23 protein-coding genes and 1 pseudogene are annotated in these 23,813 nt (G+C 55.5%); 1 reads left to right on the forward strand and 23 read right to left on the reverse strand.

Annotation, left to right across the window (positions count from 1 at the left end; all coding sequences use genetic code 11):
• Nucleotides 1–283: 283 nt before the first annotated feature.
• Nucleotides 284–469, forward strand: coding sequence for a 50S ribosomal protein L28 (gene rpmB / locus ACTQ1N_RS06350; protein WP_154525825.1), 186 nt, complete (start codon nucleotides 284–286; stop codon nucleotides 467–469).
• A gap of 133 nt (nucleotides 470–602) precedes the next feature.
• Here the strand turns inward: rpmB and ACTQ1N_RS06355 are convergent, their stop codons facing one another.
• The 23 genes and pseudogenes from ACTQ1N_RS06355 to ACTQ1N_RS06465 form a co-directional block, all read right to left on the reverse strand.
• Nucleotides 603–1,001 (reverse strand): GerW family sporulation protein, encoded by a 399-nt coding sequence (locus ACTQ1N_RS06355; protein ID WP_441955714.1) that lies wholly within the window; start codon nucleotides 999–1,001, stop codon nucleotides 603–605.
• Between the two features lie 51 nt (nucleotides 1,002–1,052).
• A complete protein-coding gene (locus ACTQ1N_RS06360; RefSeq protein ID WP_441955716.1) occupies nucleotides 1,053–2,231 on the reverse strand; it encodes a hypothetical protein in 1,179 nt (392 codons plus the stop codon).
• Nucleotides 2,232–2,234: 3 nt separating this feature from the next.
• A complete protein-coding gene (locus ACTQ1N_RS06365) occupies nucleotides 2,235–2,558 on the reverse strand; it encodes a hypothetical protein (RefSeq protein ID WP_441955718.1) in 324 nt (107 codons plus the stop codon).
• An 85-nt stretch (nucleotides 2,559–2,643) separates the two neighbouring features.
• Nucleotides 2,644–3,075: pseudogene (locus tag ACTQ1N_RS06370) on the reverse strand (NUDIX hydrolase); the annotation flags it as partial.
• A gap of 102 nt (nucleotides 3,076–3,177) precedes the next feature.
• Complete coding sequence (locus ACTQ1N_RS06375; RefSeq protein ID WP_441955720.1) at nucleotides 3,178–4,830, reverse strand: peptidoglycan D,D-transpeptidase FtsI family protein; 1,653 nt, start codon at nucleotides 4,828–4,830, stop codon at nucleotides 3,178–3,180.
• The gene (locus ACTQ1N_RS06380; RefSeq protein WP_441955722.1) at nucleotides 4,778–6,157 is read right to left on the reverse strand and encodes an FtsW/RodA/SpoVE family cell cycle protein; all 1,380 of its coding nucleotides are present in this window, start codon (nucleotides 6,155–6,157) and stop codon (nucleotides 4,778–4,780) included. Before ACTQ1N_RS06380 ends, ACTQ1N_RS06375 begins: the two co-directional genes overlap by 53 nt.
• The gene (locus ACTQ1N_RS06385) at nucleotides 6,158–8,776 is read right to left on the reverse strand and encodes a peptidase U32 family protein (protein WP_441955724.1); all 2,619 of its coding nucleotides are present in this window, start codon (nucleotides 8,774–8,776) and stop codon (nucleotides 6,158–6,160) included.
• Between the two features lie 3 nt (nucleotides 8,777–8,779).
• Nucleotides 8,780–9,631: a cell division protein ZapA gene (locus tag ACTQ1N_RS06390; protein ID WP_441955726.1), complete on the reverse strand. Its 852-nt coding sequence runs from the start codon at nucleotides 9,629–9,631 to the stop codon at nucleotides 8,780–8,782.
• Nucleotides 9,632–9,658: 27 nt separating this feature from the next.
• Nucleotides 9,659–10,651 carry a Holliday junction branch migration DNA helicase RuvB gene (gene ruvB, locus ACTQ1N_RS06395; RefSeq protein ID WP_441955728.1) on the reverse strand — a complete coding sequence of 331 codons (993 nt, stop codon included), beginning with the start codon at nucleotides 10,649–10,651 and terminating at the stop codon, nucleotides 9,659–9,661.
• A gap of 1 nt (nucleotide 10,652) precedes the next feature.
• Entirely contained in the window at nucleotides 10,653–11,261 is a 609-nt protein-coding gene (gene ruvA / locus ACTQ1N_RS06400) for a Holliday junction branch migration protein RuvA (RefSeq protein ID WP_441955730.1), read from the reverse strand.
• Nucleotides 11,258–11,905, reverse strand: coding sequence for a histidine phosphatase family protein (locus ACTQ1N_RS06405; RefSeq protein ID WP_441955732.1), 648 nt, complete (start codon nucleotides 11,903–11,905; stop codon nucleotides 11,258–11,260). The genes ruvA and ACTQ1N_RS06405 overlap by 4 nt, the downstream gene beginning before the upstream one ends.
• Before the next feature lie 129 nt (nucleotides 11,906–12,034).
• Entirely contained in the window at nucleotides 12,035–12,454 is a 420-nt protein-coding gene (locus ACTQ1N_RS06410; RefSeq protein ID WP_441955734.1) for a bifunctional adenosylcobinamide kinase/adenosylcobinamide-phosphate guanylyltransferase, read from the reverse strand.
• A 5-nt stretch (nucleotides 12,455–12,459) separates the two neighbouring features.
• Nucleotides 12,460–13,230, reverse strand: a complete 771-nt coding sequence (gene cobS, locus ACTQ1N_RS06415; RefSeq protein ID WP_441955736.1) for an adenosylcobinamide-GDP ribazoletransferase — start codon at nucleotides 13,228–13,230, stop codon at nucleotides 12,460–12,462.
• A gap of 10 nt (nucleotides 13,231–13,240) precedes the next feature.
• On the reverse strand, nucleotides 13,241–13,807 hold the full coding sequence (locus tag ACTQ1N_RS06420; RefSeq protein ID WP_441955738.1) for a bifunctional adenosylcobinamide kinase/adenosylcobinamide-phosphate guanylyltransferase: 567 nt from the start codon (nucleotides 13,805–13,807) through the stop codon (nucleotides 13,241–13,243).
• A 144-nt stretch (nucleotides 13,808–13,951) separates the two neighbouring features.
• The gene (locus ACTQ1N_RS06425) at nucleotides 13,952–14,674 is read right to left on the reverse strand and encodes an amino acid ABC transporter ATP-binding protein (protein ID WP_441955863.1); all 723 of its coding nucleotides are present in this window, start codon (nucleotides 14,672–14,674) and stop codon (nucleotides 13,952–13,954) included.
• A 17-nt stretch (nucleotides 14,675–14,691) separates the two neighbouring features.
• Complete coding sequence (locus tag ACTQ1N_RS06430; protein ID WP_320807915.1) at nucleotides 14,692–15,399, reverse strand: amino acid ABC transporter permease; 708 nt, start codon at nucleotides 15,397–15,399, stop codon at nucleotides 14,692–14,694.
• Nucleotides 15,400–15,502: 103 nt separating this feature from the next.
• Entirely contained in the window at nucleotides 15,503–16,354 is an 852-nt protein-coding gene (locus tag ACTQ1N_RS06435) for an ABC transporter substrate-binding protein (RefSeq protein WP_441955740.1), read from the reverse strand.
• Nucleotides 16,355–16,746: 392 nt separating this feature from the next.
• On the reverse strand, nucleotides 16,747–18,111 hold the full coding sequence (locus ACTQ1N_RS06440; RefSeq protein ID WP_441955742.1) for a PFL family protein: 1,365 nt from the start codon (nucleotides 18,109–18,111) through the stop codon (nucleotides 16,747–16,749).
• Between the two features lie 38 nt (nucleotides 18,112–18,149).
• Nucleotides 18,150–18,422, reverse strand: coding sequence for an ACT domain-containing protein (locus tag ACTQ1N_RS06445; RefSeq protein ID WP_441955865.1), 273 nt, complete (start codon nucleotides 18,420–18,422; stop codon nucleotides 18,150–18,152).
• Nucleotides 18,423–18,485: 63 nt separating this feature from the next.
• A complete protein-coding gene (locus tag ACTQ1N_RS06450) occupies nucleotides 18,486–19,286 on the reverse strand; it encodes an MBL fold metallo-hydrolase (RefSeq protein WP_441955744.1) in 801 nt (266 codons plus the stop codon).
• Between the two features lie 25 nt (nucleotides 19,287–19,311).
• On the reverse strand, nucleotides 19,312–20,172 hold the full coding sequence (gene coaE / locus ACTQ1N_RS06455; RefSeq protein WP_441955746.1) for a dephospho-CoA kinase: 861 nt from the start codon (nucleotides 20,170–20,172) through the stop codon (nucleotides 19,312–19,314).
• Between the two features lie 17 nt (nucleotides 20,173–20,189).
• Nucleotides 20,190–23,144: a DNA polymerase I gene (gene polA, locus ACTQ1N_RS06460; protein ID WP_441955748.1), complete on the reverse strand. Its 2,955-nt coding sequence runs from the start codon at nucleotides 23,142–23,144 to the stop codon at nucleotides 20,190–20,192.
• Nucleotides 23,145–23,351: 207 nt separating this feature from the next.
• On the reverse strand, nucleotides 23,352–23,753 hold the full coding sequence (locus tag ACTQ1N_RS06465) for an anti-sigma factor family protein (RefSeq protein WP_441955750.1): 402 nt from the start codon (nucleotides 23,751–23,753) through the stop codon (nucleotides 23,352–23,354).
• Nucleotides 23,754–23,813 lie beyond the last annotated feature (60 nt).

The following is a 23,813-nucleotide window of genomic DNA, read 5'->3' on the forward strand; positions in this document are numbered from 1 at the left end:
CAGAAGGACAGGGCAATCATAGTACTATTGTATGAAAGAGTAAACGCAACCTGTGCAAGACTAACGTCTACCTCTGGTATTAATGGTGGAATTTAAAATTTCATTTTTAGAACATCTAATTTCTTGCATTTCCCCTTGCATTCCTCTGCCCGTTCTGGTAGAATGTGAAAGTCGCGATTTGGCATGTCTGTTAAGTCTGCGGTGACAACAGAACGTATTCCCGCTGCACTGGTCTTTCTGCCACTTATACATGCGGGTGCAATTTTATAAGGAGGTGCTCAGGATGGCCAAGTGTGAAATCTGCGGTAAAGGTGCTCATTTCGGGAACAACGTATCCCACTCCCACAGAAGATCCAATCATATGTGGAAGTCGAACATCAAGCACGTCACTGCAAAGATCAATGGTGCAAACAAGAAGATCTATGTCTGCACGCAGTGCCTGAAGTCCGGCAAGGTTGAAAGAGGTTAAGCCTCTCTTCCCAGGATGAGAAAAAGAATATTTGTGTAAACCGGCAGGGGCTTCCCCCTGCCGGTTTTATTTTTTATACCAGGAGGCATTCCCGTGCCGCCTGCGCGCCACTTCATGCCTCCTGCTGTTATGCTCAGAATGTCTGGTCATTCTTTGCTGCTTCATCCATGGCTGCCTTTTCCTGAGGGCTGTCCTGTTTCTTTTTGCCGGGCATAAAGCGGTTGATCAGATCCGGCGCCATGTCGATCAGCTTCGATATAGAGTCCTCATTCTTGATATTCACCAGTCTTGTCGAGCCGTCTTTGATGACAAGGAGGGCTGTCGGCGACATCTTGCCGCCCATTCCCCCTCCGCCATTCGACCGCTGGGATTCATTCCGTGCGGAAGCCATGACTCCGAAACTCACATCGATGAGCGGGAGAATTGTCGTATCTCCGACTTTGACTGGTTCGCCGATCACAGTCTTGCTCGTGACAAACTCTTCCATCCCCTTGAAAAGAGCTCCTACAGTTGTATCAAAGTGTTCTGCCATCCCGGTTATCCTCCCTGTTCCATGGCTCGCCAAAAGGCCTCCGAAACCGGCCTATCTGCGTTTTCTCTTTTTCCCCGGCCGCCCTTTCGGGCCTTCTTTTCCCTTCCGTCTGACATGGGCGAGAAGCTTTCTGAATTCTTTATCTCTCAGCAGTCTGATGAGAAACATCAGAACACGGTTCATCCGGATATGCCCCGATGCGTCTGTCCGGGTCTTCAGTGCTGCCTGATAAAAGTCCTCACGAAGCTCGTATGTTCCGGCTGCATCCGGCTGAATCATGTAGAGCAGCCCGACCAGCTCTCCGGTCTGGTCTGGTTTCCCGGTACCGACCAGAAGGTATCCTTCCAGTCTGCGAATCCGAAAACTGCGAAGCAGCCTTCCAAGATCCTTCATGATCCTTCCGTAAAGACTGAACGCATCCTGTGAAACAAATGGTCCTGCTTTTTTCCGGAGAGATCCGACCTTTGCTGCCTTACTTCCATGGAATGAGTCAGAGAAGTCTCCGATATCAGAAGGCAGTTCCTGCATCCGAAGGACAAACGACATCGCTGTAAGCAATCCCTTTGCTGCCTTCCGAATCATACCTGCGGCGATTCCCGCTGCCTTCCGCATCCAGCCGGCCCATTTTCGCGGTCTGTTTCCAGCTGAAGCCGCTTTCCTGCCCGGTTTCATCTTCCGCCCGGCAGGATTCGTCTCCCGGGCTCTCTGTCTCTCAGCCTCATTCTCCCGTGCCGCCGACGCTGTTCCTGAGCTTGTCTGACTGCGCGGCTCCGCTCCGGATGCTCCCTGACTGCGTGGCTCCGCCTCCGCTCCGGATGCTCCCTGACTGCGTGGCTCCGCCTCCGCCTCGGATGTTTCCTGACTGCGTGGCTCCGCCTCCGCCCCGGATGTTTCCTGACTGTGCGGTTCTGCCTCTGCCGTGGATGCTCCCTGACTGTGTGAAGCTTCCGCCTTCCTGCCTTCCGGTATCCGGAAGGTCTTCAGTCTCCTTCCGAAAACCTTCAGCGTGATTGTCCCGGTTCGTTCTCTGATCTGAACATCCGCGCTGAGAAGGTGAAACAGCCAGCCAGCCCTTCCTTCTGCTTCAAACGGCTGATCCTCTTTCCGAAGACTGATCTGATATTCAACCGGCCAGAAAAGTACCAGCAGGACCAGGGCGGCGGCGATCCCTAACACAATCAGCAGAATGATCCCGATGATCTTCAGGATGGCCAGGACGATATGTACCATATCCTACCTCCTGTCCTCCGATTCAAAGAACCGTCTCACGTCTGCATCCCCCTGAGCCTCCCATGTATCCTGCACAATCCGGGATGCCACGTACTCTGCCTCCGCCTTTCCGCCCGCAATTCCCACGACCATCGGAAGCTGGGCGCGGACACAGGCCACTCTCAGTTCTATGGCTGGAATCAGCTCCAGCACCGCGCTTCCGCCTGAGAGCGTTACAAGATAAATCCCCGGCGGATAGATCCCTCTGTCAATTTTTCTTTTGATTCTGCCTGCCTTTTTTCGGACAAGAGTCCCCAGATAGAGGCTTTTATACCAGATGATCCCCATATGGTTCTCCAACGTCTGCATGCCCGGACATCAGCCCCGGATTCTCCGGACCGAGCACCCGGAGCTCTTCCTCTGCCAACGGCCTCCACTGATCTGTCCGTTTCAATTCCTGATACATCCGGTATGCAGTCTCCAGAATCATCTTCTCGTTGGAGAACTTCAGAAGATGATAAGCCTCATGGTACTTATAGTATCCGGAATCCACCAGGTATTCTTCCCTCTGCGGCTTCGAATAATAGCTGTCCGCCTCCATCAGATACCAGTGCACGGTCTTGCGGATCGAATCTCTGGTCACATTAAATGTATACTGGCTTCGTCCAACATACTTTACAATTTTCGGCTGTGTCCCTGTCTCTTCATGTACCTCACGGAGTGCCGTCTCGGGAAATGTCTCTCCGGCTTCAACCGTTCCCTTTGGGAGAACCCACCCTTCATAGCGGTTCCTGTAACTCTTATACAGCACAAGAATCTTGCCTCTGAAGATTACGACTCCGCCGCAGCTTGTTGCCTCAGTCATTGCAACTCCTTTCTGCCTGTCAGAAGTCCGTTCCGGCTTTCTCAATTGTTGTTTCTGTCTGCGGAACAAAGTATGTAAAAAGTATATCGCATCCTGAAGCAATTATCCACCGTAGTAGGCATCAAAAATCTGTTTGGCAATCGGAACAGCGACCGCTGATCCGGTCCCCGCATCCTCCGCGATTACGGCAACGACAAGATCCGGGTCATCCACATTGGAAAATCCGCAGAACCATGAGTGTGTGCCCGTTCCCCCGCCATCGATATCATGCTCGGCAGATCCCGTTTTCCCGGCAACACTGTAGCCTGCTCCTGAAAGAGCCTGGGCGGTTCCGGAAGTGACAGTGGCTTCCATGAACTGTGTGATGGTCTGCGCCTCGTCCGGTGTCATCAGCTTTTTGTAGATCGACGGATCATTCTTTGAAACTGTGTCTCCTTCCGAGGATTTGATCTGATCCACCAGATAAGGACGCATCATGATCCCGCCATTCGCAATTGTGGATGTCACCATCGCCATATGAAGCGGGGTTGCCAGCGTATCCCCCTGGCCGATCGCAGTCGTCATCTTCTCCCCGTCTGAAGAATTCTTCGTAAGCTTGAAAACACTCTGGGAGGACTGGATGTCGGTCGGAAGCTTGCTGTTGAACAAAAAATCCTCCGCGACATTGCGCAGTGCATTGTCCTTCAGATTCAGGCCGATATCCGCGAATGCGGTGTTGCAGGAATTCCGGAATGCGGCTGTCAGATCTTCCTGCCCATGCTGCTCGCCATGGTAACAGGTGATGGTTACATCGCCCCGGGAGAGAGAGCCGGTGCAGTCCCATGAAAACTGGTTGTAATCGGACGGATGCTCCCGCAGATAGGCCAGTGTCGTCAGCATCTTGAAAGTCGATCCCGGAGGATACAGTCCCTGCGTCGCACGATTCAGCAGAACACCTGAGGAGGAATCTGCCACAAGGCTCTCCCACTGCGTGGAGATGGTGTTCGGATCAAAATCAGGCTTCGAGACCATCGCAAGAATCTTGCCGGAATCCGGTTCCATAACGACCACCGCTCCCTTGTAGGAGCCAAGGGCATAGTAAGCCGTCTGCTGCAGAGAGGGGTTCAGGGTAACGATCACATTGTCTCCCTGCACCTTCTTTCCATCATCCTTGCTCTGGATCTGGGACAGAAGGCTTGTATGAGAGGACATCAGATCATAGTTCTCTTCCGCTTCAAGGCCTGCACTTCCATTCGACGCATAGCCGATCACATGTGCAAAAATATTGGAGTACGGATAGGAGCGGGTTTCATTTCCATCCCCGTCGATACTGGTCGAGGCCAGAACCGTTCCGTCCCCGGTCAGGATGCTTCCCCGGATCACATTACCGCTCGTCCCTGCCTTCTTTGTGTTGTTGATGTTGCTGTTGAGATCGTCGCGTTTGAAAATCTCGAGGTATCCGATCCAGACCGTCAGAAGCAGCAGAAGCGCAATGAAAAAATAAGTGACAGCCACAAGTTCTGTGTTCCGCCGGCCCTCTGTCTCCTCTTCTCCGGACGGCTGGGAATTCAGATCAATTTTCCGGATATGAACGCGGCTCAGGAAACTTCTGCGCCTCCTGCTGTCCTTCTGAACGCTGTTCTCTCCGGTTTCTTCCGCACGCTTCCCGCTCCAGTCTGTCTGGATTCCGTCTCCAGTTTCCTGCCTCTTCCGGTCTTCGGTGTCAGTCTCTGTATGGTTGTCCGGGTTCTGATATCCGGGATCGTTCTGTCTCATATTCTTCTCTCACCTCGTCGCTTCGAAGCATGTACAGTCCCTGCACGATCGCAATCATGATCAGCGTGCTGAGCAGGCTGCTCCCGCCATAGCTTACAAGCGGAAGCGTGACGCCCGTCATCGGGATCAGCTTCGTCCCGCCTCCGATTGTCAGAAATACCTGTGTGGCATAGATTGCGCCAAAGCCGACCGCCGCCAGCCGGTAGAATCTGCTCTCAAGCTTCATGGCAATGTTGACAAACATGATAAACACTGCAAGGCAGATCAGGATGAGGCAGATTCCAAAAATGCCGCCCATTTCCTCGAGGATGGCACTGAACATAAAATCCTCCTCGACATAGGGGATCGCTCCCGGACTTCCCTGGTAAAGACCTGTTCCCAGCCAGCCTCCCGCCGCGATCGAGAACAAGGACTGGCAGATCTGATACCCGCTTCCGGCATAGTCGGCAAACGGGTCTTTCCAGATCTGAACACGAACACGTACATGTGAAAACAGAAAATATGCCGCCACCGCAGCAGCCGCTCCTGCCAGCACGCCGATCGACACGAGAAACGGATTTCGCGTCGCGACAAACAGCATCACAAGATAGGTGACAAAGAAGATCAGTGCGGAACCCAGGTCCGTCGAAATCACCAGGATACCGACATGAACCGCTGCCAGCACCGTCGCTGTTATGATCCGTTTCAGGCTGTGCTCGCCTGCCAGAAGCCCCGCCACTGCAAACACAAAGATAATCTTGACAAACTCCGAGGGCTGGAAGGCAAACCCGCCGACTGTAAGCGTCAGTTTTGCGCCATTTACCGAGCGGGATGCCACCATTACCAGCCCCAGAAGCCCGATTCCGACAAACGCATAAGCCCAGGACATCTTCGTCAGGAGATGCAGTTTCCGGATAATCACCGGAACGATGAGTGCAATCACCGTCCCGATGCAGGCAAACCGGAACTGCCGGACAGACTCATCGTATGAAAGTCTGGTGATCATCACAAAGCCTGTCATTATGAGCAGGCACATATTATTCAGCAGCCCCTTTGAAATTCTCGGATACAGGTTCCGGAACAGAAGCAGCACAAACAGAAAATAGATCAGCTGCGCTGCATAGAACAAAAGAAGCTCCGTATTGAGTGTCTTGAGATACATCGTCAGGTAGGCCAGAAAATGGATGCCCAGAAGCAGCCAGTCCTGCCTGAGGAACAGCCGCTCCCTGGCCTCCCTGCTCCCGCTTCGGAAGGCCGCATAAGCGGTGATCGTATAGGTTCCCATCAGAATCAGGATCAGGTAGTGGGCTGCCTTCATCAGGATGGTGAACAGTGTGCTCAGATTCACTTACTCCACTCCTTTCCGGATATGCCCTCTTGTGATTGAAACCGGAAGTTCTCCGCCCAGCACCCTCCGGACCTCCGCTGCTGTCTCGGTCGTAAAGCTGTAGCGGACAGACGCCGGGGAGAGAAACCGTCGATCCTTCTCCGCTGTAATCAGATCCAGCGGAACGCTGTTGTAAATGATGTTCCCGCAGAAGGCGCACTCACATCTGACCGGAAACTGCGCTTTCATACGGTCCGTGAGCGTCAGCCAGGATGCCGCATGCATGCAGCGGCCAGTGTTTTTCCGCAGACACTGGGCGGTAACCATCAGAGGCTGCCGCCCGTATACAACCAGTTCGGAGCCGCCCATATCTCTGGCAGAAAGTTCAGCTGCCGTACACTCATACGGGCAGGTATCAAGTGTCGCTCCCAGCATGCGCACCTCTTTCTGTGCGTCTGTATTCCAGGTATAGACACCGGCGTCCGCAATCACCTCCTTCATAGGAAGCCAGTCCGCCAGCCTGCCGAACTGATCGATGCTCCTGACAAGAATCCCGTCAAAGAGCGTCATCCTCTCCGCCGGGAGCGCCTGTTCAAAGGTCCGGCGGACGTCCTCCCGCCAGATGTACGGCATTGCCAGATACGCCCGTTTGCCTGCATCATGAATCACACCTGTGATCGACTCGGGTGCGGGGGCAGGCTGCCCGGCAAAGACCGATGCCTCCACATAGACACCTCCGACGCTTCTCTCCTTCAGGACCGCCTGAAGCTGATCCACCGTCAGAACGGAGGCTGTGACCGCCGGATGTCTCACTGCCGCGCCTTCCCTCTGCATGCCCTCTTTGGCACCATCCGTCATCCCGGATGGTGAGCCTTCCGGAGCGCCTCCTGCCCATTTTCCTGCTTCAGCCCGGTTGCCTGGCTCAGCCTGAATGTTCTGCAGGCTCCGGTCATCCGCCTGCTCCGGGAGCCTTCTCCGGCTCCCGGACAGAATCTCCTCTTTCAGGCGATCGAGCACTTGCCTCCGGGCTCGATTCATATCGCTGACCGGAAGGAAGCAGCTTCCAGTCAGCTCCACGTCCAGCTTGCTGAAGATAAACGGCGTGTCCCCGGTCTTTCCGAACTGCCTGCGGGCGTCCTGTACCGAAAGCGGATGCTTCTCCGCCTCCTGGACAACAGATCCGCAGAAAACAGCCTCCCTGCCCAGGGCGAAGGCCGCCGCCTTAAGGGGCTTGCCCGCCCTGATCTCGAGATGTCCTTCAGCCGGCACAGCCAGTTTCCGGTCCACATAGGTCTCTGTAAGTGTATCCAGCAAATGCTGGGCACGAACGCGCATGACAGTGCTTCCCTCTCTCAGCCCCGGATATGTCCCTGGCAGGGAAAATGTCTGTCCTGCACGGACACGCTCCGCACACTGCACCGTCTTTCCTTCAACTCTCAGGACATCCGACGGATAGAGATCTTCCAGTGCCTGAAGCCTGCAGCGGGCATCTGCCTTCAGCACCCTTGCCGCCGCGCTTCCGCTGTGATCCGGCTGATCCATCGTCATCATGGAAGGTCCGTTTTTCTGATTGTAATACCCTTCGGAAAAGCCGCCTCTCGAATAGAGGTCCGTGAGCGCCGTCATATCCGCCGGATCAATCCTGTATCCTTCCCGTCCTCTTTCAAGGTACAGATCGATATACCTGCGGTAGATCGCCGTCACTCCTGCCGCATACTGCGGGCGCTTCATCCGTCCTTCGATTTTCAGCGAGGAAATGCCGGCATCGATGAGATCAGGCAGAATCTGCAGCGTGCAGATATCCTTCAGACTCAGCAGGTATCGGCTGTTTCCCTGGTCTCCATTGAATCTCCCGCATCCATCCTTCCGGCGCGGACTGTTTCCGCACACTCTGCCTGAACGGGTCCCGGCTGCCATTCTCCGGCTGCCGCTCTCTCCGGACGGTTTTTTCCCGGCTGTCCTCTCCCGGCTGACAGCCCCGGCATCATTCTCCATCCCGGGGAACCCTTCCCGCAGGCTGTATGGAAGCCGGCATGGCTGTGCACACCGCCCTCTGTTCCCGGATCTGCCCCCGATCAGACTGCTCATCAGACACTGCCCGGAATAGCAGTAGCAGAGAGCTCCGTGTACAAAGGTCTCAAGCTCCACATCCGTCCGGCTCCTGATGGTGCGGATATCATCGAGCGTCAGTTCTCTGGAAAGAACAACCCTGTCGGCGCCCATTTGCTGAAGAAGAGCTGCCCCGTCCGCCCCGGTGATGGTCATCTGGGTCGAAGCATGCAGCGGCAGATCCGGAAACCATTCCTTCAAAGCCCTGAAAACACCCAGGTCCTGTACCAGCACCGCATCGATGCCCCGCTCATAGAGGGGTCTGATGTAGGCATACAGCTCTTCCCGAAGCTCTCTTTCCTTGAGCAGCGTATTGACAGTCAGATACATTCTGACACGATGGAGATGGCAGAAGTCGATGGCTTCCAGAAGCCCGCTCTCGTCCGGATTCTCCGCATATGCCCGTGCGCCGAACAGACTTCCGCCCGCATAGACCGCGTCTGCCCCGGCCGCCACTGCGGCTTTTATCCCCGTCAGGCTTCCGCCCGGGGAGAGAAGCTCTACCTTAGCCAATCGCCTGTCTCCTTCCATTTATCAGTGCTTTCTGCGGTTCTTCTTGCTGTAGCTTCCGGCCTGGCTCAGAAAGTTTTCCCGTGCCGAACGAAGCATGTTTTCCCGGTCTGCCGCCCCTGGAACAAATGTCTTTGCATGTCCGTTTTCAGCATCCTCCGCCGCAGCCGGTTCCCGGGATGATGTGTCCGCATGCGCGGCACTGCCGGGCCTGAAGACCGCACCTGGATCCTCGGCGGGTTCCGTTGCAGACTGCTCCTTTCCGTCTGGCAGATCAAAGCTCAGCTGCCCCGGAATCTGTCCATCTGCAGCCTCATCCTCTCTGATTCCGGCGGTGACTCCGCCTTTTTCTGCCGCCTCCGCTGCAGACGGCCTCGATTCTGGCTGTCCGGCCGCACTGTCTTCTGTCTGACCGGTCTGCCGACCGGTATCCTGCTCTGGCTTGTCAGTCAGCTGATCAGCCTGATCCCTTCCGTCTCTCGGCGCTGAGACTGCCTGAAGCTTCAGCAGCTCCTTCTGGCTGTCCTCATACTCTCCCTTCAGCGTCTGGATTGTACGGTTTGCCTCCTCCAGCTTCATCTGAAGAGCCACCAGGTCATGCTTGACACCGTAGAGCTCTTTGTCCTTGTCGGCAAGTTCCTTCTCCAGATGGTCGGCCGACTTCTTTGCCTTGAAGTAATCATCCGCGATATTCAGCTCCATCATCAGGGCCTTCTGGGAGGTCGGGAGATGCTGATACCCGTCCAGAGCCTTCAGCTCCGTTGTTTTATTGTTCAGATACCCGGCGACCTGCTGCAGGTACTCGCTGCTCTCATATCCGCCCAGCCTGTAGATGACACCGTCTATGACGACCTCCGTCACGTTTTTCTTTTCCATCACTTTGCTCCTGCTGTAGATGTATGGTTATCTTCTCAGTCCCAGATGGCTGAAGGCCAGATCTGTCACCTCTCGGCCCTTCGGCGTCCGGATGAGAAAACCATTTTTTATCAGGTACGGTTCGTACACGTCCTCGATGGTTCCGCTGTCCTCGCCGATCGCCGCCGCAAGCGTGTCGAGCCCCACAGGCCCGCCCCCGAACTTGTCGATCATCGTCGTCAGGATCATCCTGTCCAGGTTGTCGAGACCGCTGCGGTCTACCTCGAGGAAGTCCAGCGCAGCCCTTGCGACCTGCTCCGTGATCTCCCCGTCATAGCGGATCTGCGCAATATCCCGTGTCCGCTTCAGCAGCCGGTTTGCCAGCCTTGGTGTCCCGCGGGAACGCCTTGCAATCTCCGCAGCCCCATTTTCATCGATCTTCACACCGAGCACCTCCGCGGATCTCAGCACAATCGTCTGAAGCTCCGAAGGCGTATAATACTCAAGATGATGAACAACCCCGAAGCGGTCTCTGAGCGGCGCGCTGAGCAGGCCTGCCCTTGTTGTCGCCCCGATCAGGGTAAAATGAGGCAGTGGAAGGTGAATCGACCTGGCGCCCGCGCCTTTCCCGATCATGATATCCATCGTGAAGTCTTCCATGGCGGAGTACAAATACTCCTCCACCTGCCGGTTCAGCCGGTGGATCTCATCGATGAACAGGATGTCGCCCTCGCTCAGGCACTTCAGAATCGAGGCAATATCACCCGGCTTCTCGATCGCCGGACCGGACGTCACACGGAGCTTCGTGCCCATTTCATTGGCAATGATGCCCGCCAGCGTCGTTTTCCCCAGCCCCGGCGGGCCATAGAAAAGGACGTGGTCCAGCGTTTCATGGCGCGCCTTCGCCGCCGCAATATAGATCTTCAGCGACTGCTTCGCTTTCTCCTGCCCGATGTACTCGTCCAGCCTCTGCGGCCTGAGCTTTGGTTCGATCCTGGAATCCTCTTCCGTCTCATCCGTCGTCGTAATTCTTCTTGCCATCTTACAATCCTATCACTTTCAGTGCCTCGCCGAGGATATCCTCTGTCTTCATGTCCCCGGCCATTTTAACCCGCTTCACTGCGCGGAGAGCCTCCGAGCTGGAATACCCCAGCGTCACAAGCGCCTCCACTGCCTCCGTCACATCCGTATCCTGCGCGTGGGAGCCGGCTTCTTCGTCCGGGTTTCCGCCTCCCGGAATCGCATCCTCCAGCTTCAGCCTGTCCTTGAGTTCCAGAATCAGTTTCTTTGCCGTTTTCAGTCCGACGCCCGGCGCCTTTGAAATGGCCTTGACATCGTCCGAGAAAACAGCAAACCGCAGATCATTGGCAGAAAGAGCGGACAGAATACCAAGCGCTGCCTTCGGGCCAACCCCCGATACTGTCAGAAGCTGGCGGAAGACCTGCCGGTCCTCCTCCGACAGAAACCCATACAGCCAGATCGCATCTTCCCGGACGGACAGATAGGTATAGAGCTGAACCGGATCGCCGACAGCCGGAAGATCTGCCTGATCACGGTCTGTGATGAAGACCCTGAATCCCATCCCGCCTACATCGACAACAGCTATGCCCTCTCCGGCACCGGCCAGCTCTCCCTTCAGATATGATATCATCCCTCTGTGTCCTCCACGGGAAGAAGCCGTTCGATCTTCCTGAAGCGATGCGCCTTCCTCCAGTCTTGTTCCGACATGGTTACCAGAAAACCATCCCCGTTCCAGACATGCCAGTCATAATAACTTCTCTCCGTGTCCCCGAAGGCAGCCATCACACTCATGATGGTTCCTCCATGGACGGCAAAGGCAGCATTCCGGATGCCGTCTGCAAACAGCTCCTCTGCCACCGCGAGAAATGCATCTGATGTCCGTCTTCTGAAATCCTTCGGATCCTCTCCGCCTGGAAATGCACCCATCCCGTCAGAGTCGACCCAGTGCTGAAAATCCGGCACGCCGTTCAGCTCTGCATAGCTCTTTCCATCAAACGCCCCAAAATCGCACTCGCGGAAATCCTCCACCACCCTGCATGTCTCCGGTCTCAGAAGTTCGGGCCAGATGATCTCTGCTGTCTGGAGACAGCGCTTCATCGGACTCCTGTAGAGCCGCTCCGCAGCCGGATACCTGCCCTTGCTTTTATAGATCTCAAGCTCCTTTCGTCCTTCCTCACACAGATCCTCATCTGTCCGGCAGCCGATATAGCCCCTCCGGACATTTCCCTCTGTCTTTCCATGCCGCACAAGGCAGATTTTAATCTCCTCCGCCATCTCGCTCCTCATTTCTGTCCTTCCAGCATCCAGCAGCCTCAGGCCACACCGGCTCCTGCCGGCATGTTCCCCGGGCCGCTGCCCTGAAAGTCATGTCTGTTCTCCGTGATCCTGGTTTGTTTTTTCTCCTCAGGCCTGTTTCCCGCCGTCCGTATCCGGTTTCAGCTGAAGTACCATCCCGATCCCGCAGACAACCCGGTCAACCCGCTGCGCGCGGCGCGCAAGGAATGTACAGGTCCTCCCGACCGTCTCGCGGTATACCCTCTCCTCGGGATCCATGGGTACAATACCCGAGCCAACCTCATCCGTCACCAGTACAAGATCAGGGTTTTCTTCATATAATCTCTGTGCAAAGACTTCCAGCTCCTTCTCTTCCTGCCCCGAGAGATAGCGGCGCACATAAAGGTGGAAGTTCACAATGCCCTCTGCGTGGAATATTTCTTCGTATTCAGCTGTTCCTCCGTCCGCAAATGCCTCCGCCGGAAGTCCAGTCTGCTCCTGCGCATAGCTCCATTTTCCCTGGAATGCGCCGCCTGTAATGATATACATCTCTTTCATCCCACCAGTGCAATCACAGCCGCCATACACAACTCCTCCAGGCAGAGGAAACAGCCCGCCAGGTCGCCGGTGATCCCGCCAAATGTCTTTTCGGACAGCCTTCTGTACAGCCAGAATCCGGCAGCCCCTGCCAGCGAACAGATCACGCCTCTGGCCGGAGCTGTCAGGATCATCAGAGCTGTCTGCACCACCAGCATTCCTGTTAGGATCCGCGCCCCCCTGTCATTCATCGCCTTGTCTGAAAATGTCCGCAGAAGGCCTGTATGTTTCGCCTTCGGAAATGTCAGAAGCGCCAGTCCCGAGTAGGCTCTCGCTGTCATATAGGTCAATAGCAGCTGTGCCATGCAGGATGGACTGGACGTCTTCATTTCAGAGAAGACCCCGAATGAGGCGAGGAAATAGGCACAGCACCAGATGACCGCGAACGCGCCACAGTGGCTGTCCTTCATAATTGCCAGCCGCTCCTGACGCGGCTTCCAGGAGCTCAGGGCATCCGCCGCATCGAGCAGCCCGTCAAGATGGATGCCTCCCGTCACAGCCAGCGGGATCAGAACCAGTACCGCCGATCTCAGAATCACGCCGATCCGAAGCGCCGCCGCGAGGGCGGCAAAGAGCCATGAAATGCCGCCGATCACCGCACCGATGAGCGGAAAGAAACAGATGGTATACTTCATGTTCTCGTCATTCCAGTCCACCTTCGGCATCGGAATGCTGGAATAGGTGGAAAATGCAATGACCAGACTTTCATACAGATTCTTTATCGTCATATGCCTGATCTCAAACAGATGCAGCCGCCAATGTTTCTCCCAGAAGAGGGACGGGGATCCCGTACACGACCTCGTACGCAGCATCCGCCTGCTTTGCCGCGGCGCTGTTCAATGCCCCGAGCAGATGCAGATACTGCATCGTTCCCTCCTCATAGCGGATCCCGTCCCCAAACACCTCATTCATCACGACAACAAGATGATCCGCCTGCTTCCGCAGATATCTGAGATCCCGCAGACAGGACACATAAGCACCTTCCCAGTCCGCCCGTCCCACTGCTTTCTCTCCTGATCCGAAAAAAACATTCGCAGCCAGGTTTGACAGGTCCTCCAGCAGAACCGTCGCCCCCTGAAGAACGCCAGGATCGATCTCACAAAGTCTGTCGGTTTTCTCGATCGTCAGGAACCCTTTTCCACTCCTCAGTACCCTGTGCCTGCGGATTCGATCCTGTGCTCCGGCGCCGCCCCGCATCATCGTGGCAAGGTACAGAAGCCGGCCTCCCTCTGCCAGCCGGACGGCTGTCTGCTCTGCGTATGCACTTTTCCCGCTCCCGCTTCCACCTGTCACCGTCACCAGCATCCTGCCGTCTCCTGTCCTGATAATCCTGTCAATTATAGCAATGAGTCCGTCCGCTGACAAGCTTGCGCATCATCAATCCGCCTCCGCGCTGCCTTCATAAAAATGAGCGAAGCCGCCGCAGCTGCTCCGCTCATACATACATTCTTATAATACCTTTGACAGGAAATCCTGGAGTCTCGGGTTCTGCGGGCTTGTGAAAAACTCGTATGGCGTGTTTTCCTCCGCAACGATTCCCTCATCGATAAACAGCACTCTGGAGCCGACCTCCCGGGCAAAGCCCATCTCATGCGTGACAACAACCATCGTCATCCCGTCCTCGGCAAGCTCCTTCATGATGCTCAGCACCTCTCCGACCATCTCCGGGTCGAGGGCTGACGTCGGCTCATCGAACAGCATCAGATCCGGGTTCATGGCAAGCGCCCGTGCAATCGCGATTCGCTGCTGCTGTCCTCCGGAAAGCATCCCCGGATAGGCATCTGCCTTATCCGGCAGGCCGATCCGCTTTAAAAGCTCCTCCGCCCGTGCGTCGGCTTCCTCCTGCGTCATTTTCTTCAGGCGGACAGGTGCCAGCGTAATGTTCTGCCGGACTGTCTTCATCGGAAACAGATTGAACTGCTGAAAGACCATCCCCATCCGCTGCCGGACCTGGTCAATATCAACCCTTGGCGCGTTGATCTTCTTTCCCTCGAAAATGACATCCCCGGAGGTCGGTTCTTCCAGCAGATTCAGGCACCGCAAAAATGTCGACTTCCCGGAGCCTGACGGGCCGATGATGACAACCTTCTCGCCCTTTTCAATGTGCTGGCTGATGCCGCGCAGGACCTCATGGTCGCCGAACGTCTTCTTCAGATTCACCGTTTCGATCATGCTGCTCATAGCGCGCCTCACTTTCTGGTTCCTTTTTCCATTCGATGTTCCACCATACTGAGAATCTTGCTCAGCCCGAGCGTCATCGCCAGGTAGAACAGAGCCGCGATCACATAGGGCGGGATGACATCCCAGGTGCGGGATCCCACATAGCCGGCCATCTTCGTCAGATCGTTGACCGCAATGATGGAAATAACGGAGGTTTCCTTGATCAGAGATATAAACTCATTGCCGAGCGCCGGAAGGATATTTCGGATCGCCTGCGGAAGGATGATTGTCGTCATCGTCATTCGGTACGGCATTCCAAGTGACCGGCCGGCTTCCATCTGACCGATCGGAATTGACTCGATGCCTGCCCGGATGATCTCCGCGACATATGCCCCCGAGTTGATCCCGCAGCATACGGCACCTACGATCACGGGATTTGTGTTTGGGGAGGTAAAGATCAGATTATAGATGATCAGAATCTGGACGATCATCGGTGTGCCGCGGATCACTGTCACATACAGGACCGCCAGCTTGTTCAGGAACTTTACTACCGGACTTTTCGTATGTCTTGACGATACCCTCGTTACCGCGATCAGGATTCCAATCAGAATCCCGAGGATCACTGCGAACAGTGAAATCAGAAGGGTCATGCGCAGCCCGGACAGATACGCCAGATAGCGCTTTTCGGGTACCCACGCATTGTAGAAAGCCTCACCGATACTCTTCAGCCAGTTCATGTTTCAATTTTCTCCTGTCCTGTATGCGCCACAAGGGCGGAGCCCCCGTCTGCACGGAGGTTCCGCCCACTATGCTTTTCCCCTTCGACCTGAGGCTGCCTTCTCAAGCCTCGGTAGAAGTTTCCGTCTCCGCCTCTGTCTCAGTGCTGTCTGCATGAGATGCGAAGATCTGATCCATCTCTCCGCTCTTCTTAAGCTCTTCGATGACAGCGTTCACTGCACTCTTCATCTGGTCATTTCCCTTCTGAAGGGCAATTGCATAGGAATCCTCAAAGACCGGGTCGCCATCTACGATCGCAAGCTTGCCATCGGAAGACTTGACCAGCTCCTCCGCCGGGACCTTGTCCATCACGATGCAGTCGATCTTGGAATTGGCAAGATCCGCCGATGCCTGCGCAAACTTCGTGTAGCGCTGCACGCTCTTCGGCGAAGCGTTATCCGGGTTGGAAACCCACAGATCTGCGATGTTGCCCTGCTGGACACCGACTGTCAGATCCTTCAGCGCCTCCGCGGAAGATTCCTTCACGGCCGGACTTGCCGCATTCACGACAATCACATCGCTGGAATCAACATATTTATCGGAGAAGTCCATCACCTTCTCACGATCAGGAGAAACGGAAACGCCAGCCGCCACGATATCAACCTTCCCCTGCTGGACAGCTGCCAGTGCGCCGTCAAAATCCATATTCTGAACGACGAGCTTGACACCCAGCTTGTCTGCAATCGCCTGGCTGATGTCGATGTCAACCCCTTCCACCTGATCACCTACCAGATACTCATACGGTGCAAAGCCGGCTTCCGTGCCAACGGTCAGCTGACCGTCAACCACCGTCTTGACAGCCGAAAAATCGACTGCAGCTTCCGTGGAAGCCTCTGTCTCTCCCGCATATGCTGCCATCCCAAGAGACATACTCATCAGTGCTGCTGAAAGAACTGCGACAATCTTTTTCTTCATAACAGGATCCTCCTCCTTCATGACCGCTGCAGCGGGTCTTCCTTCATTCACTCCCCCGCCGCAAGGCTGTCATAACACTTCCTCATATTATATGCATCGCAGATGAATTGTTCAAGGGGTAAAATGCATATTCCGTTGTTTTTTCCCATATTATGCTGTGGATATTCATAATATCATGCATATTTATTCTTCAGCTCGTGAACCTTTTGCCTGACCGTGCATAAGCCCACACGACGCTTTGCTGCTTCGCAGCTTCCGCGTCGCTTCAGCCATTCGCGCTCCCGCGCTGCTTCGCACCGCTCCGCGCTCATGTCTGTTGCCGTCGCTCGTGAACAGTCACTTTGACGCGCAAGCGCGTCCCGTGACTGTTCACGGCGACTAGGCTTATGCACTCAGTTTTTAAACGAGTGGATGGGGGCGGGGATACGGCCTTTGCGGTTTACAAAGCGTTCGCATCCAAAGCGGCTGACAGGCATGATGGGTGCATGACCGAGGAGTCCGCCGAACTCGACGGTGTCCCCAACCCCCTTCCCGATCACCGGGATCAGGCGGACGGCGGTTGTCTTCTGGTTTACCATACCGATCGCCATCTCATCTGCTATGATGCCGCTGATCGTGCTGGCCTTCGTATCGCCCGGGATGGCAATCATATCCAGCCCGACGGAGCAGACACAGGTCATGGCCTCCAGCTTCTCCAGATGAAGAGCCCCTGCGTTCACGGCATCAATCATCCCCTGGTCCTCGGAGACTGGAATGAAAGCACCGGAAAGTCCGCCAACATAGCTGGACGCCATGACACCGCCCTTCTTGACCTGATCATTGAGAAGCGCCAAAGCCGCCGTCGTGCCAGGCGCTCCGGCGTAGTCTACTCCGATCTCCTGAAGGATATCCGCAACTGAATCCCCGATTGCCGGTGTCGGCGCCAGGGACAGGTCCACAATGCCGAACGGAACACCCAGCCGCTCCGATGCCTCCTTCGCGACAAGCTGTCCGACTCTTGTCACCTTGAAGGCGGTCTTCTTGATCGTCTCGCACAGTACCTCGAAGCTTTCACCGCGGACCGCCTGGAGCGCTGTCTTGACGACGCCTGGCCCGGATACGCCGACATTGATCACGGTATCTCCCTCTGTCACGCCGTGAAATGCCCCTGCCATGAACGGGTTGTCATCTGGCGCATTGCAGAAAATCACAAGCTTTGCGCAGCCGAGTGAATCCTGCTCCTTCGTATACTCGGCTGTCTGAAGAACCATCTCTCCCAGAAGCCGGATCGCATCCATATCGATTCCTGTTTTTGTGGATCCTACGTTCACTGAGGAGCAGACAACATCGGTCTCCGCAAGCGCCTTCGGGAGGGAACGGATCAGATTTTCCTCCGCCGGCGTCATTCCCTTCGAAACGATCGCAGAGAAACCGCCCAGAAAGTTTACGCCAACCTTCTTTGCGGCCTTGTCAAGCGTCCTGGCAATCCGGACAAAATCATCCGGTGTCCTGCAGGCGCTCGCGCCGATCAGACCGATCGGCGTCACAGAAATCCGCTTATGGACAATCGGAATTCCGTACTCCTTGGAGATCTCCTCACCAGTCTTCACCAGCCTGTCCGCCCTCGATGTAATTTTATTGTAGATATTCTCGCAGAGCCTGTCCAGATCGGAATCAATGCAGTCCAGCAGACTGATGCCCATCGTGATCGTGCGGACATCCAGATTCTCTCTGGCGATCATGTCGACCGTCTCTTTGGCTTCCAGTATATTGATCATCTCTTCATCCTTTCCCCGCTGCCGGCCCCGCCTGACTGTCAGATCCGGTGCATGGCATTGAAAATATCTTCATTCATGACCCGGATGGAGAGCCCCATCTCACTGCCAAGCTGTGAAAGCTCATCGGCAATCTGCGCCGTCGGAATTGTCGCTCCCTCCGGATCCGTGACCATCATCATGTTGAAATATCCGCCTACGATGGTCTGGGAAATGTCAAGAATATTGATTCCACGCCCCGCGAGGTAGGTGCAGACCCGTGCAATGATACCGACTGTGTCCCTGCCGACGACCGTGATAATTACCTTTTTCATCATGAAACTCCTCTCCGGGGCCGCCATGTCCGCCGCGCCGCTGCCCCGCCCGGCGCTGTCTCCTCAAACTGTCACAAGTTCCATCGGATGACTGCGGTCTGCCACCATGATCGGAAGGTCATGTGACCGGACCTCGCAGTCCTCATCCGCATCAATCTCCGTCGTCACCGTTGCATACGCAAGCGCGTCATAATTATTGTTCTGACTCAGATGTCCCAGGTACACTGCCTGCATCCTCGGACTCAGAATCTGCGTTAGAAGGTGCCCGGCTGCCTCATTCGACAGATGCCCCTTCTCTGACATAATGCGCCGTTTCAGCGGATACGGATAGGGCCCGACCTCCAGCATGTTCACATCGTGGTTGGATTCCACCAGCGCCACATCGAGATCCTTCAGGTGGCGGATCGTATAATCATCGTAGCATCCCATATCCGTCGCCACTGCCGCTGCCTTCCCTCCCTGCTCGATCCGGTAAGCCACCGGATCCGCTGCATCATGCGAAATGTGAAAGGCCTCTGCCCTCATATCCCCGATGGTGAAGGGTGTATCCGCCGTGATGACCCTGAAGAGCGACGGATCGACTTTCCCAATCGGTGCATACCGCATGATCTGCCGAATAGTTGCCGCAGTCGCATAGATTGGAATCTGCACCTTCCTTGAAAGAACGCCCAGTCCACTGATATGGTCAGAATGCTCATGCGTGATCAGAATGCCTGTCAGATCGGACAGACTTCTCCCGATCCCGGCAAGTCCCTCCGCGATCCGCTTGCAGCTGATGCCCGCATCGATCAGAAGCGCCGTTTCATCCGAACCGGCAAAGATACAGTTCCCGCTGCTTCCACTTGCAATACTACAGAAATCCATGGATTTCCTGTTTCCTTTCTGCTTCTTAAAAAAACAGCTCCGGAAAATGGCTCTGCAGCCCTTCTTTCAGCTGCCTGAACGTATTCTGAACGAAATCATCCGTGTTGTCAATTGTCAGCTGAGTATGGCAGCGGAAGGAGGCATCGCTTCTCTGCGCCTCAAACATGCACGTGATACGCTCGTCCGAATAATGCCGGCTCTCCCTGAGTCTGACACGGCGCTTTTCATCGTCTGTATGAATGTACCAGATCTCGTCGCACAGCTCCTCGTAATGATCATCAATCAGAAGCGCTGCCTCGACAACTGCCAGTGCACGTCGCTTTCCCGGATGAACATTTCCTGCGCCTTTCCCCTGCGAATCCGGCATCCGGTCTGACTGTCCCGCTGTCATCAGCCCCGACGTTGACCAGCTCTGACCTTCCGCCCGGCAAGCCGCTCTGTCTTCTGCTGCTCCCCGGCTGCGGCAAAGGCTGGAAAAGCCGGCTTCTGTCTGTCTGTTGAAGACCTCCAGCTGCCTTCTGACTTCCGCCTTTACAGCCGGATGAACAATGCGGCTCAGCGCTTCCCGCTTCTGTGCGTCCGTATAGATCAGGCGGGCAACCGCCTTCCGGTCAATTGTCCCGTCCGGAAAAAGGATGCCGTCTCCGAAAAGCTGCCGCATCGGTGCATAGCAGGCAGCACCCTTTTGCTGAAGCGCTCTGCCGACCTCGTCACACTCGATGATCCGTGCTCCATACTGCTCATGAAGCGCTGAGAGAATCGTGCTTTTTCCCGCGCCGACGCCGCCCGTGATACCAAGCACGATGATATGACTCCAGATTCTTTCAGGCGGCACCGTCTGTGCATCTGACTGCTCCCGGGCGGCGTCCGCCTGCATTCTTGTCATCGATTCTCCCTTATCCATCAGTGTGCCTCGAACCAGCTTTCACCGCTCTTCATATCAATCTCCAGCCGTACCCGGAGCTTTGCCGCGCCTTCCATTTCTTCCCTGAGAATGGTTTCAACCCGTTCTTTCTCACTGATCTCTGTCTCCACCAGCAGTTCATCGTGTACCTGAAGCACCAGTCTCGACTTCAGTCCTTCCTCACGCAGCCTCCGGTCGACTCCTACCATCGCGATTTTAATGATGTCCGCCGCGGTTCCCTGAATCGGGGCATTCATGGCAACCCGCTCGCCGAACTTCCGCCGCATAAAGTTCTTTTCCTTCAGCTCCGGAACCGGACGGCGCCTTCCGAACATGGTTACAGAGTACCCCATCGTCTTCGCAGACTGGATACAGCCATCAAGGAAAGCCTTGATCCCCGGATATGTCTCAAAATACTGATTGATGTAGGACTGCGCCTCGGCCGCTGTGATGGAAAGTCCCTGCGACAGACCGAAGGAGCTGATTCCATAGACGATCCCGAAGTTAACGGCCTTTGCATTTCTGCGGAGCTGAGGTGTCACCTCGTCCAGCGGCACATGAAAGACCTTTGATGCGGTGATCGCATGAATGTCCTCCGCCGAGTTATACGCATCGATCAGGTTCTGGTCATCCGAGGCGGAAGCCAGCACTCTCAGCTCAATCTGTGAATAATCCGCATCGACAAAAATCGAACCATCCTTCGGAACGAACACCTTCCGAAGCTGAGCGCCCAGTTCTGTCCGCACCGGGATGTTCTGAAGGTTCGGATCGGTCGAGGAAATCCTTCCTGTTGCCGTGACTGTCTGGTTGAACCTGCCATGAATCCGGCCATCCTCCCCGATGTACTGCACCAGGCCGTCCGCATAGGTCGATTTCAGCTTCGTGAGCTGTCGGTACTCCAGGATCAGACGGGCGATCGGCACATCCTGCGCCAGGTTCTCCAGGACATCCGCGGACGTCGAATATCCTGTCTTCGTCTTCTTTCCTCCCGGAAGCTTCATATCCTCGAACAGGACCGTTCCCAGCTGTTTCGGGGAGTTGATATTGAACTGCTGACCGGCCTGCTCCCAGATTGCCTTCTCCAGCTCGTCAATTCTGCCGGAAAGGGACTGTCCGAAGCGCCTGAGCTCATCCCCGCGGACCAGGATGCCCTCCTGCTGCATATGGTAGAGGGTAAACATCAGCGGCATCTCAACGTCCGTAAACAGTCTGAGCATCCCCTCCTCCTCCAGACTGTTCCTGATCGGCTGCATGGCAGTCAGCGCTGTTCTGGCATTCAGACAGCAGAAACGCATCAGCGCCTGTCTGGCGCTCTCCCTGTCCGCAGGGCCATCCTGCTTTTTTGTGCTCCTTTTCTCCCCTGCCCTGCCACTCATCAAAAGCGCAGGATCATCCTCGGCAAGCCCCGCCAGACTCTGGAGACTCTTCTTCCCAAGCAGCTCCTCCCGTGTCTCGACAAGCTTCCCCGTATAGACAGAGGAGATCCCATCATATACGTAGGTACCCGCCAGCGGATTGAGCAGATAAGCTCCGATCGCGCAGTCGAAGTAGCGGCTCTGCTGCGCCTTTGGAAATGAATCTCCGCCATCGAGAAATGAAAGCTGTTCCTTCAGATTGATGCCGCAGATCAGGCAGTTCCCGGACGTCAGGATGGCAAGCTGCTTCCTTGTCACCGGAAGAAGAAGCACGGTCTCCGTCCCTGTGGCGACCGCCGCTCCGAGCAGCCTGTGATCCTCTGCGAGCACATACAAGCCGATTTTTTCTTCCCTGACAGCCCTCTCAAGAAACGCATCCGCCTCTTCGGTACGCTCGATCAGCTGGAATTTCTCTGATTCTTTGTCCGCAGCGCCGTCCTCTGCTTTCTCATCTCCGGAAAGATTGTTTTCTCCGGATCGGTACACCTGTTCATGAAAACCGTCCATTCCATCGTACCGGCTCTCTTCCGGCATACATTTCTGCCCGGAAAGCTCTCCATCGTCCGTGCCAGCCCTTTGTTCTTCAAATGGATTGGCACTGCTTTCTGCCTGCATGGCAGGCAGAGCCGACGGCCCCGCCTGCATATGATCTGCAAACCGCCTGACCATCTGCCTCAGCTCCAGTCTCTTGAGCAGATCCATCGCCTCCTTCGTATAGAGGCTGCCGTTATCTTCTCCCAGCCGGGCCTGCTCAAGCGGCAGTTCGAAAGGTACATGCCGGTCAATCAGCGCCAGCTTGTAGGAAAGCTGCGCCATCTCCCAGTGATCCTGCAGCGACAGCCTGGCCTTGTTGGGCCTGATCTCATCCAGATGGTCGTGGGCATTCTGAATGGAATGAAATTCTGCGATGATCTTCGTCGCTGTCTTCTCGCCCACACCCGGAATCCCCGGGATGTTGTCGGAAGCATCGCCCATCAGTGCCTTCACATCGACAAATTCCGATGGTGTAACGAGATACTTTGCCTTCACATCCTCCGCGTAATAGTTCTCGACTTCTCTTCCTTCCTTCTTCGTCTTCGGAATCCGGACCATCGTCGTGTCCGAAGCCAGCTGCAGAAGATCCCGGTCCCCGGAAATAATCCGCACATCGAGTCCCTTCTGTTCCATCGCCAGCGAAACAGTTCCGATGAGATCATCCGCCTCGAAGCCTTCCATCGACAACAGCGGAACATTCATGGCGCGCAGAACATCCTTCATCACCGGGACCTGTTCCCGCAGCTCCTCAGGCATCGGGCTTCTCGTCCCCTTGTAGGCATCGTACATCTTATGACGGAACGTCGGGGCATGGAGATCAAAGGCTACAGCTAGATACTGCGCCTTTTCTTCATCTAGAACGCGAAACATGATATTCAAAAAGCCCAGAACTGCATTGGTGTGCAGCCCTTCACTGTCTGACAGAAGCGGAAGGCCGTAAAAAGCCCTGTTCAGGATACTGTGTCCGTCGATCAGAATGATCTTCTCTCTTTTCTGGTCATTCATAATGCTTCTGTCCCCCTGTTTGCCCGGAAGCCTTCTCCAGGCTGATCTGTCCATGACACGCACATACGGCATATGCTGTTTGTGCGAATAAACCTGTCTTCGCCCTGATGGCAGGATTCCTTTTCCTGGAGCACAGGCAGGCCCAGCGCGCAGCACGAAGGATCCCCCTGCTAGATGCGAAACTGCCACACAGCTATGCCGGCACGCTCAGCGCGCAGCACGAAGGAGCCCCTGCGTGTCCGGTTCCGTCTCCACCATCTCGATGGTGCTCTGAACTTCCCCTAGTTCCCTCGTTACAAGCCCCGAGAATGCGGCAATGAAAAACAGCTCCGCACATACAATGAGCACGATCTTCATAGAGCGGAAGATATGCCTTCGTGTCAGATACTGTTCAGACCCCTGCAGCTTCTCGTCCAGCTTCCGCGTGAAATTGTAATCGCCGTCGTCCGTTTCCTCGCCCAGCGTCTGATAGATGGAAAAATAGATTTCCAGCTCGTCATGGCAGGCTGGACAGGTTTCGACATGATCGAGAAACTCTTCCAGTTCCCGGTCCGACAGTTTCCCGTCCAGATACGGTCTGATCAGCTTCTGAGCCCTCACACAATCCATCAGGATCCCTCACTGTGTCTTCTTTCAGTCCCCGGCATTGCGTCCGCAGCAGATCTCGTA

The sequence above is a fragment of the Porcincola sp. LCP21S3_C12 genome (assembly GCF_052118625.1).
Taxonomy (GTDB): Bacteria; Bacillota; Clostridia; order Lachnospirales; family Lachnospiraceae; genus Porcincola.

Coding starts and splice junctions, on each gene's coding strand:
- rpmB (WP_154525825.1), top strand. CDS start 284: ATGGCCAAGTGTGAAATCTGCGGTAAAGGTGCTCATTTCGGGAACAAC.
- ACTQ1N_RS06355 (WP_441955714.1), bottom strand. CDS start 1,001: ATGGCAGAACACTTTGATACAACTGTAGGAGCTCTTTTCAAGGGGATG.
- ACTQ1N_RS06360 (WP_441955716.1), bottom strand. CDS start 2,231: ATGGTACATATCGTCCTGGCCATCCTGAAGATCATCGGGATCATTCTG.
- ACTQ1N_RS06365 (WP_441955718.1), bottom strand. CDS start 2,558: ATGGGGATCATCTGGTATAAAAGCCTCTATCTGGGGACTCTTGTCCGA.
- ACTQ1N_RS06375 (WP_441955720.1), bottom strand. CDS start 4,830: ATGAGACAGAACGATCCCGGATATCAGAACCCGGACAACCATACAGAG.
- ACTQ1N_RS06385 (WP_441955724.1), bottom strand. CDS start 8,776: ATGGAAGGAGACAGGCGATTGGCTAAGGTAGAGCTTCTCTCCCCGGGC.
- ACTQ1N_RS06390 (WP_441955726.1), bottom strand. CDS start 9,631: ATGGAAAAGAAAAACGTGACGGAGGTCGTCATAGACGGTGTCATCTAC.
- ruvB (WP_441955728.1), bottom strand. CDS start 10,651: ATGGCAAGAAGAATTACGACGACGGATGAGACGGAAGAGGATTCCAGG.
- ruvA (WP_441955730.1), bottom strand. CDS start 11,261: ATGATATCATATCTGAAGGGAGAGCTGGCCGGTGCCGGAGAGGGCATA.
- ACTQ1N_RS06405 (WP_441955732.1), bottom strand. CDS start 11,905: ATGGCGGAGGAGATTAAAATCTGCCTTGTGCGGCATGGAAAGACAGAG.
- ACTQ1N_RS06410 (WP_441955734.1), bottom strand. CDS start 12,454: ATGTATATCATTACAGGCGGCGCATTCCAGGGAAAATGGAGCTATGCG.
- cobS (WP_441955736.1), bottom strand. CDS start 13,230: ATGACGATAAAGAATCTGTATGAAAGTCTGGTCATTGCATTTTCCACC.
- ACTQ1N_RS06420 (WP_441955738.1), bottom strand. CDS start 13,807: ATGCTGGTGACGGTGACAGGTGGAAGCGGGAGCGGGAAAAGTGCATAC.
- ACTQ1N_RS06425 (WP_441955863.1), bottom strand. CDS start 14,674: ATGATCGAAACGGTGAATCTGAAGAAGACGTTCGGCGACCATGAGGTC.
- ACTQ1N_RS06430 (WP_320807915.1), bottom strand. CDS start 15,399: ATGAACTGGCTGAAGAGTATCGGTGAGGCTTTCTACAATGCGTGGGTA.
- ACTQ1N_RS06435 (WP_441955740.1), bottom strand. CDS start 16,354: ATGAAGAAAAAGATTGTCGCAGTTCTTTCAGCAGCACTGATGAGTATG.
- ACTQ1N_RS06440 (WP_441955742.1), bottom strand. CDS start 18,111: ATGATCAATATACTGGAAGCCAAAGAGACGGTCGACATGATCGCCAGA.
- ACTQ1N_RS06445 (WP_441955865.1), bottom strand. CDS start 18,422: ATGAAAAAGGTAATTATCACGGTCGTCGGCAGGGACACAGTCGGTATC.
- ACTQ1N_RS06450 (WP_441955744.1), bottom strand. CDS start 19,286: ATGGATTTCTGTAGTATTGCAAGTGGAAGCAGCGGGAACTGTATCTTT.
- coaE (WP_441955746.1), bottom strand. CDS start 20,172: ATGACAAGAATGCAGGCGGACGCCGCCCGGGAGCAGTCAGATGCACAG.
- polA (WP_441955748.1), bottom strand. CDS start 23,144: ATGAATGACCAGAAAAGAGAGAAGATCATTCTGATCGACGGACACAGT.
- ACTQ1N_RS06465 (WP_441955750.1), bottom strand. CDS start 23,753: ATGGATTGTGTGAGGGCTCAGAAGCTGATCAGACCGTATCTGGACGGG.